1 rRNA gene is annotated in these 2,802 nt (G+C 56.6%); it reads left to right on the top strand.

What is annotated here, in order from left to right:
• Window positions 1–2,783, top strand: a 23S ribosomal RNA gene (locus C6N75_RS10200); the annotation flags it as partial.
• Between the last annotated feature and the right edge of the window lie 19 nt (window positions 2,784–2,802).

Below are 2,802 nucleotides of genomic sequence, written 5' to 3'. Positions count from 1 at the left end.
GCCGGCCGGTCGGCGAGTCAGAAACCGTTGATGTAGGCGAAGGGCATGCGAAAGGCCCGGCGTAGAGGGTAAGACCCCCGTAGCTGAAACATTGACGGCTTGCTTGCTCATTTCCCAAGTAGCACGGGGCCCGAGAAATCCCGTGTGAATCTGGCGGGACCACCCGCTAAGCCTAAATATTCCCTGGTGACCGATAGCGGATAGTACCGTGAGGGAATGGTGAAAAGTACCGCGGGAGCGGAGTGAAATAGTACCTGAAACCGTGTGCCTACAAGCCGTGGGAGCGTCGCATGCAAGCTTGCTTGCATGTCGTGACTGCGTGCCTTTTGAAGAATGAGCCTGCGAGTTTGCGGTGTGTTGCGAGGTTAACCCGTGTGGGGAAGCCGTAGCGAAAGCGAGTCCGAATAGGGCGGTTTAGTAGCGCGCTCAAGACCCGAAGCGGAGTGATCTAGCCATGGGCAGGTTGAAGCGGAGGTAAGACTTCGTGGAGGACCGAACCCACCAGGGTTGAAAACCTGGGGGATGACCTGTGGTTAGGGGTGAAAGGCCAATCAAACTCCGTGATAGCTGGTTCTCCCCGAAATGCATTTAGGTGCAGCGTCGTGTGTTTCTTGCCGGAGGTAGAGCACTGGATAGGCGATGGGCCCTACCGGGTTACTGACCTTAGCCAAACTCCGAATGCCGGTAAGTGAGAGCGCGGCAGTGAGACTGTGGGGGATAAGCTCCATGGTCGAGAGGGAAACAGCCCAGAGCATCGACTAAGGCCCCTAAGCGTACGCTAAGTGGGAAAGGATGTGGAGTCGCAGAGACAACCAGGAGGTTGGCTTAGAAGCAGCCACCCTTGAAAGAGTGCGTAATAGCTCACTGGTCAAGTGATTCCGCGCCGACAATGTAGCGGGGCTCAAGCGTACCGCCGAAGTCGTGTCATTGCGATATATACCTCTAACGGGGATCGTGATGGGTAGGGGAGCGTCGTGTGCCGGGTGAAGCAGCCGCGGAAGCGAGTTGTGGACGGTTCACGAGTGAGAATGCAGGCATGAGTAGCGATACACACGTGAGAAACGTGTGCGCCGATTGACTAAGGGTTCCTGGGTCAAGCTGATCTGCCCAGGGTAAGTCGGGACCTAAGGCGAGGCCGACAGGCGTAGTCGATGGACAACCGGTTGATATTCCGGTACCCGCTTTGAAGCGCCCAATATCGAATCCTCTGATGCTAAGGCCGTGAAGCCGCCTTTGATCCCTTCGGGGTGATGAGGAGTGGTGGAGCCGCCGGCCCAAGGTGGTAGTAGGTAAGTGATGGGGTGACGCAGGAAGGTAGTCCAGCCCGGGCGGTGGTTGTCCCGGGGTAAGGGTGTAGGACGTCGTGTAGGCAAATCCGCGCGACATATAGTCTGAGACCTGATGCCGAGCCGATTGTGGTGAAGTGGATGATCCTATGCTGTCGAGAAAAGCCTCTAGCGAGTTTCATGGCGGCCCGTACCCTAAACCGACTCAGGTGGTCAGGTAGAGAATACCGAGGCGTTCGGGTGAACTATGGTTAAGGAACTCGGCAAAATGCCCCCGTAACTTCGGGAGAAGGGGGGCCATGTCCGGTGATCACTCTTGCAGTGTGAGCTGGGTGTGGCCGCAGAGACCAGCGAGAAGCGACTGTTTACTAAAAACACAGGTCCGTGCGAAGCCGTAAGGCGATGTATACGGACTGACGCCTGCCCGGTGCTGGAACGTTAAGGGGACCGGTTAGCTTGGATTCGTCCAGGCGAAGCTGAGAACTTAAGCGCCAGTAAACGGCGGTGGTAACTATAACCATCCTAAGGTAGCGAAATTCCTTGTCGGGTAAGTTCCGACCTGCACGAATGGCGTAACGACTTCTCGACTGTCTCAACCATAGGCCCGGTGAAATTGCACTACGAGTAAAGATGCTCGTTTCGCGCAGCAGGACGGAAAGACCCCGGGACCTTTACTACAGTTTGATATTGGTGTTCGGTTCGGCTTGTGTAGGATAGGTGGGAGACTGTGAATCCGTGACGCCAGTCATGGTGGAGTCGTCGTTGAAATACCACTCTGGTCGTGCTGGATGTCTAACCTGGGTCCGTGATCCGGATCAGGGACAGTGTCTGATGGGTAGTTTAACTGGGGCGGTTGCCTCCTAAAGGGTAACGGAGGCGCCCAAAGGTTCCCTCAGCCTGGTTGGCAATCAGGTGTTGAGTGTAAGTGCACAAGGGAGCTTGACTGTGAGACCGACGGGTCGAGCAGGGACGAAAGTCGGGACTAGTGATCCGGCGGTGGCTTGTGGAAGCGCCGTCGCTCAACGGATAAAAGGTACCCCGGGGATAACAGGCTGATCTTCCCCAAGAGTCCATATCGACGGGATGGTTTGGCACCTCGATGTCGGCTCGTCGCATCCTGGGGCTGGAGTCGGTCCCAAGGGTTGGGCTGTTCGCCCATTAAAGCGGTACGCGAGCTGGGTTTAGAACGTCGTGAGACAGTTCGGTCCCTATCCGCTGTGCGCGTAGGAATATTGAGAAGGGCTGTCCCTAGTACGAGAGGACCGGGACGGACGAACCTCTGGTGTGCCAGTTGTTCTGCCAAGGGCATGGCTGGTTGGCTACGTTCGGGAGGGATAACCGCTGAAAGCATCTAAGCGGGAAGCCTGCTTCGAGATGAGTGTTCCCACCCACTTGATGGGGTAAGGCTCCCAGTAGACGACTGGGTTGATAGGCCGGATATGGAAGCCCAGTAATGGGTGGAGTTGACCGGTACTAATAGGCCGAGGGCTTGTCCTCAGTTGCTCGCGTCCACTGT

Source organism: Streptomyces solincola, assembly GCF_002982015.1.
Classification (GTDB): domain Bacteria; phylum Actinomycetota; class Actinomycetes; order Streptomycetales; family Streptomycetaceae; genus Streptomyces; species Streptomyces solincola.
This window is presented reverse-complemented; position numbering and strand designations above follow the sequence as displayed.